We start from the raw sequence: 6151 nt of genomic DNA, 5'->3' as shown, positions 1-6151 counted from the left end.
GCCGGAACCGGCACGGTTTTTGCATCTCGGCGACCGTTACGAACGATGATAACGGTCGGCCTCCGCAAAAACCGTGCCGGTTCCGGCGGGCGCGGTTACGGTTAAGCGCCGATCGCCGCTGCTCTCCGCCGGCGGCGAGCCGGCGACTTGACAAGCACGGCCTTTAATGACAAATTGTATTAGCAACCCGACAGAGGAGGAGACGCCGTGCGGACAACCACCGGCCTGACGGTCGTGCTGCTGTTGCTGTTTCTCGCTGCGCCCCTGCCGGCGGCGGAGAGCCGGGTCCGCGTCGAGGAGGTCACTCTGACCCTGACTCCGGCGCAGGTGGAGCGGGTCAGTCATTCGCTCAACAATGCTGTAGAGCTGGTGTTGACCCCGGAGCAGCTCGAGGTCATCAGCCGGATCGCCCCGCGTTTCGAAGGGGACAGGCTGTGTCTGGGCATCGACCACTTGCGCCGGGGGGACCGCGTCGTGCTCGAGGTGCGCATCCCCGAGGATCCGGGCGCCGAGGTCAAGGTCAATCCGATCCCGGTGCCGTAGACGGGCGAGTGGTGGATGTGAAAAGGAGAGGGCCGGCCCTCTCCTTTTGGTGTGGTTGGTGAAATCGCTGGTCAGCGCTCGACGACGATGCGGCGGGTCAGGGTGTCGGCGGTGCTCTCCAGGCGCAGCAGGTAGAGCCCGGGGGCGGCGTGCGCGTTCCAGACGGCGGTGTGCCGTCCGGCGGGCAGGGCGCCGTCGGTCAGGGTGGCCACCCGGCGTCCGGCGGTGTCGTAGACGGCCAGCACGACCTCGGTTTGCGCCGGCAGTTCGAAGAGCACGTTGACCGGACCCCTGGCGGGGTTGGGCCAGGGTTCGGCCAGATCCAGCGTTGGTCCGTCGGCGGGTTGGCGTCGGGCGGTCAGCTCGCCCAGCAGGATGGGTCGGCCGTCGGCGCCCAGGGCCTCCAGACGGTAGTTCAGCTCGACGTCGGTGGGGGCGTCGCGGTCCAGGTAGCCGGAGCTTTGCAGGGGTCGCTCGTGAAGCACGTTCCAGGCTTCGCCGTCCCGGCTGCGCAGCAGGCGGTAGCCCGCCGGATCCTCTCCGGTGGTTTGCCAGTGCAGCAGCAGGCCCTCGTCGTCGGGTTGAGCCTCGAAGGACGCCAGGACGATGTCGGTCTGGACGTTGTCGATGGTCACGGCCATCGACTCCGTCGTTTCGTTGCCGTACTGATCGACGGCTTTGACGTAGACGGTGTAATCTCCGTCGGGCAGCAGGGTGGTGTCCCAGGCCTCCATGTGTTCGATGTAATCGGGGACGCCGTCGCCGTCGGTGTTGGTGATGATGTAATAGAAGTTGCGGTAGTCGTAGTTGCCGCGGGTGAAGCAGACGCCGTCGGTGGAGTGGATGATCTCGACGGTGTTATCCGGGGGTATGTCGCCGGTGAAGGTGACGAAGGTCGTCTCGGGGACGCTGCCGCCGCTGCCGTCGACCCACCAGCTGATCTCGTAGGGGGCCAGCTCCCATGTCGGATGGTTGGTCAGGTCGCCGATCAGGGCGACGATGTCGACCTCGCCCTCGAGGGCGTCGGGAGCGTGGTAGGTCGGGCTGGCGAGTTCGTTGGTGCGGAAGGCGAAGAGGTCGCCGCCCCGGGCGTTGCGGAAGACGGGGGCGTCGGGGTCGGTGTTGGGGACCATCCACTCCAGGGGGTTGCCGGTGGCCTCGTACCAGGAGCCGGTGTAGTACATCCGGGTGAAGTGGTCGTGGTGAAACTCGTCGACGGGCCAATCGGCCAGATTGCCGATGTGGTCGTCGGTGTAGACGGGATCGCCGACGTTGAAGGGGATGGTCGAATAGGTCAGGTGCCAGTGGACCCAGCCGTCGCTGGGGCCGTTGGTCTCACCGATCATGATGCCCGAGTAGAGGGGCTCGTACTCCTGCTTGAGGACCAGGTAGCCGTCGAAGACGGAGTAGTTGGGCTCGCCGGAGTAGCCCAGCACGTCGATGCCGTCATGGTAGTAGGCGTCGGTGCCGTATTGCTGGAATTCGCCGTAGTTGTTGCCCAGGGGGTAAACGTTGTCGCCGTCGCCCATGGGCCAGCGCTCGGCCGCGACGCCGAGGGCCAGCAGCAGCACCAGGACGGTGATGGTGGCGGTGCGGTTCATCGGTTCACCTCCCGGGGGTAGGAGCGCAACTCGTCGTCGAACTTGACCCACAGCTCTTCGGGGGTCAGCACGACCTGGGGCAGTGGTCCGCCCAGGCCCTCGTCGTCGAGTTCGATGCGCGTGGTCAGGTTCAGCTCGCCGTCGAAGAGCCAGAGGGCGCCGCCCTCGGAGTGGAGTCGGTAGCCGCCCAGGGCGATCGTCGTCAGCCCGGCGGCGGTATCGAGGGAGGCCAGGGAGTACCCCGCGGCCACGGCGGCGTAGCGGGATCGGCCGTTGCGGAAGAGGTAGACGTCGTCCATTCCGGCGACGACGAAGCCTTCGCCGTCCAGCTCGGCGTGGCGGGGCAGCTCGACGCCGGTGTCGAAACGGACCTGCCGGCCCGTGGTCCTTTCGTACAGCAGGGCGGTGTTCTTCTCGGCCACCAGGACGTAGTCACCGTCGGCGGCGAAGACCTGGCTCGTGGGCAGCGTGGTGCGGAGCTCGGCGGTGACCGCGTCGTAAACCGCCAGCTCCCGGCCCGGCACGTTGGCGAGGAACAGGGAGCCGTCGGTTGAGAAGTCGCTCTGGCCCAGGGGCTGGACCTCGAGATCGCCGACAACGGCGCCCGCCGGATCGAGCAGGGTCAGCCTGGCCGGCGAGCCGGGATTGCCGCCGCGGAACTCCACCAAGGCGACCCGGCCGTCGTCGGCCAGGCGGGCGCTGGCGAAGGGCACCTCGCTGTGCGACCAGAGTTCATCGCCGGCGGCGTCGAGAAGCCGCAGATCGGCGCGGGTTTCCGGGGCGGCTTCGTGGAACTCGGCCAGCAAGAGGTAGTTGCCGCTGGGTGAGGTGTAGACCCAGGCGTCCTCGACCAGGCTGTCGGCGGCCAGGGTCGTCCCGTCGAGAGCGAGACGCCGGTAGCCCTCGGCGCTCAGGTCGGTCAGCATGCCGTTGGCGGCGTCGTAGCCCAGATGCAGGGCAGACGCCGCAGTGCAAAGCACAGCCAGCAGCAGAATTGGGATTCGTTTCATCGCCCGCTCCTCGGTGGATGGCTGGGGGAGAGAGTGAAAGCATCAGTCGATACTGATAATCTAGCCGATAACATCCCCTCGCGTCAAGGTGGGGGCCTGATGGTCGGATCCCCATCGGATCCCCAGGGGAGCAAGCCGCCGTGAAGACGCAGGCCCTCGCGATCCGCTCCGTCGGCCACCGCAGCGGAACAACCGGGATTACCTGTCGACGGCGGGGACCGCAGCCCCCGCCGTCTGAAGTAAACGCTTCCAACCCGCCGGGGAGTATCACCGCTCGACGACCAGGCGGCGGGTCAGCACGGTCCCGGCGCTCTCCAGACGCAGCAGGTAGACGCCGGGAGGCGCCTGGGCGTCCCAGGCGATGCTGTGCCGTCCGGCGGACATCTCACCCGCGCACAGGGTGGTCAGCCGGCGGCCGGCGGTGTCGTAGACCGCCAACTCGACCTCGTCGGCGGCGGCCAGGCTGAATTCGATATTGACCGGACCCCGAGCCGGGCAGGGCCAGGGCGCGGCCAGGGCCGTGGGTTCGACGCCGGAGCGCCAGGGAACGCTCGCGGTCAGCAGCTCGACGCTCTCGCCGTCGGCGGCGTGGGCCACGATCCGGTAGCGGTAAGCACCCGCACCGGGCAGATTGCGATCCAGGAAGGCGCCCGTCGCCGGCAACAGGCTCTCGTGGAGCCTGGTCTCGGCGGGTCCGGCGAGGCGGTAGAGCTCCACGCCCAGGCAGTCGGCGTCCGCCGACCAGTCGACTAGCAACCCCTCGTCGCCGCCGTCGACGGTCGCCTCGAGATGCTCGACGCCGGTCACGTCCTCCTCGTCGCAGAGCAGCCAGAACCCCGGGTCCAACTCGACGGCGGCCACCTCATCGTCCAGCTCGACGGTGAATTCCTGGCTGCGCTGATCCATCCAGACGGTGACCACCTCGTCCTGGCGGCCCGCGTAGTCGACACCGAAGTCGATCGGCGTCTCGAAAACGTAGGGCGTGTCCTCGGCGGTGGATTGGACCTGGTCGATCTGCAGGTGCAGCTCGGTGTTGGAGCCGGAACCCGTCGTCCACCACTGCCACTCGAACTCCGGGTGTCCGGCCTGGAAGACCCACTGGTCGAAGAACCAGTCCAGATCACTGTCGGAGTGCTGGCTGTTGCCGTCCCAGAAGTCCTCGAAGTTGTCGCGCAGGACGAAGGTCGTCCCCGTGGCGTAGAGATTGTCGGCGAAGTAATCGGCCAGGCAGGCGTAGAAGTCGGCGTCGCCCAGCAGCCGGCGCAGCATGTTGAGCACCCAGGAGCCCTTGTAGTAGGGCAGGTAGCCGAACAGGGGGTCCGGGTCGTAGATCGGCGAGCGATTGTTGTTGTCGCCGATGTCGTACTTGTTGCGGTGCTCCTGCAGGCGCGATAAGCGTCCGGCCTCGCCGTCCTGATCCTCGTCGTAGACGACCTCACAGTAGGTGGCGAAGCCCTCGTTGAGCCAGCACTCCTTCCAGGTATGGGCGGTGACGGCGTCGCCGAACCACTGGTGCGCCATCTCGTGGACCCAGATGTCGTAGTAGTTACCCGTGCCGTTGACCAGGGAGGCCAGCAGGGTGATACAGGTCTGATGCTCCATGCCCCCGTAGGGCAGCGGGCTCATGTTGTAACCGGCGCGCTCGAAGGGATAATCGCCGAACAGGTTCTCGAAGACCCCCATGCACTCGGGAACAACGTAGTCGAACTCCGCGTGGGCGTCGTCGAGGCGGCCCTGGTAGATGTAGTAATCGATGGGCACCGTGTTCGCGCCGTAGAAGTAATCGCGGTAGTACTCGTAGTCGCTGGCCGAGAACATGATCAGGTAGGGCGCGATGGGGTCCCTGGCTTGGAAGACCACTCGATGCCCGCCGCCGTAGGGCTCGTCGGAGACTAGCTGACCGTTGGAGGTCACCATGTAATCACTGTCGATGATGATGCTCACCGCAGCCTGGGCCTTCTCGAAGTTCCAGTCGCGGCAGGGGAACCAGTTACGGGTGACGTCGGGACAGCCGCAGGTGTAGACGATGCCGCCGTTGGCCCCGGCGTTGTACCACAGACCGTCGGTGGGTGTGCCGTGGTAGTAGATGTTGATCGCCGTTACCTCGCCGTCCTCGAGCAGCGTCTCCAGATCGATGGTCAGCAAACCCGCGGAGTGGGTGTAGGTGCAGGCGTCGCCGTCCTGGGTGACCGAATCCACCGTCAGGTCCACCAGGTCCAGGACGATCTCCTCGAGGTCGTCCTGGTCGCTCTGCATGATCAGGGTAACCTCGCCGTTGGTGATCAGCGGGGAGCCGCCGGGGTCCAGCTCGAGCTCGATGGAATAGTTCAGGGTATGGTAGGGTACGTCCTCGTCGCTGGGCGGTTCGACACCTTCGGCGTCCTTGATCGCCCGGCTGGCCAGCACCTCGTAGTAGAGGGATTCCGGGTCCCCCGGCTCCAACGGGGGATGGGCCAGACCGACACTGACGCTGAGCAACAGGAAAACCGACACGAAGCGGCGCATGGGGGCTCCCTTCCCTCGGGCTGGTTGAAAACGCAGGTTCGCCAACAAAGAAATGATAGCACAGAGTTTCAGCGGCGGCCAGCGGGCGGCACGGCGCAAACCGGCGATCCTTGAAAAACGAACCGTCCGCTACAGCGACGGTCAGTTACTGCACGGCGCCGGAACTGGCACGGTTTTTGCATCTCGGCAACCGTTGCGGCCATCGACAACGGTCCGCCTCCGCAAAAACCGTGCCAGTTCCGGCGCGGCGGCGTTCGGCACCGGGGTCGCCCGAGGCTCGTTTTTCAAGGGTCGCCGGCGGTCGTGATGGGAGTAACGGCGCCCGCAGCGCCGTCGATTATTGAATGCACACAGGGCTCGGCGGCGGTCTACTTGATGTCGCCCATCTTGGCCCGCAGGGCGGCGGCGACGGGGTCAGGGACGAAGGGTGCCAGCTCGCCGCCCAGCCGGGCGATTTCCTTGACCAGGCTGGAGTTGAGGTAGGTGTAGATC

General features: G+C 66.4%; 4 protein-coding genes. 1 reads left to right on the top strand and 3 read right to left on the bottom strand.

Annotation, left to right across the window (positions count from 1 at the left end; translation table 11 throughout):
- Window positions 1–207: 207 nt before the first annotated feature.
- On the top strand, window positions 208–543 hold the full coding sequence (locus GF399_04885) for a hypothetical protein (protein ID MBD3399648.1): 336 nt from the start codon (window positions 208–210) through the stop codon (window positions 541–543).
- Window positions 544–614: 71 nt separating this feature from the next.
- On the opposite strand, the gene GF399_04880 is transcribed toward GF399_04885, so the two are convergent.
- The 3 genes from GF399_04880 to GF399_04870 all read right to left on the bottom strand — a co-directional run bounded on the left by GF399_04880 (window position 615) and on the right by GF399_04870 (window position 5659).
- Window positions 615–1277 (bottom strand): T9SS type A sorting domain-containing protein, encoded by a 663-nt coding sequence (locus GF399_04880; protein MBD3399647.1) that lies wholly within the window; start codon window positions 1275–1277, stop codon window positions 615–617.
- 863 nt (window positions 1278–2140) lie between these two features.
- Window positions 2141–3154 (bottom strand): hypothetical protein, encoded by a 1014-nt coding sequence (locus GF399_04875; protein ID MBD3399646.1) that lies wholly within the window; start codon window positions 3152–3154, stop codon window positions 2141–2143.
- Between the two features lie 267 nt (window positions 3155–3421).
- Complete coding sequence (locus GF399_04870; protein MBD3399645.1) at window positions 3422–5659, bottom strand: T9SS type A sorting domain-containing protein; 2238 nt, start codon at window positions 5657–5659, stop codon at window positions 3422–3424.
- Window positions 5660–6151 lie beyond the last annotated feature (492 nt).

The organism is Candidatus Coatesbacteria bacterium (assembly GCA_014728225.1).
In the GTDB taxonomy this organism is placed as follows: Bacteria; RBG-13-66-14; RBG-13-66-14; order RBG-13-66-14; family RBG-13-66-14; genus WJLX01.
Note: the sequence above shows the minus strand (reverse complement) of the source record. Positions and strands in the feature narration are given on the sequence as shown.

Bases quoted from the DNA above. Each gene is read 5' to 3' on its own strand.
- GF399_04870 (MBD3399645.1), bottom strand. From the start codon at position 5,659: ATGCGCCGCTTCGTGTCGGTTTTCCTGTTGCTCAGCGTCAGTGTCGGT.
- GF399_04875 (MBD3399646.1), bottom strand. From the start codon at position 3,154: ATGAAACGAATCCCAATTCTGCTGCTGGCTGTGCTTTGCACTGCGGCG.
- GF399_04880 (MBD3399647.1), bottom strand. From the start codon at position 1,277: ATGGAGGCCTGGGACACCACCCTGCTGCCCGACGGAGATTACACCGTC.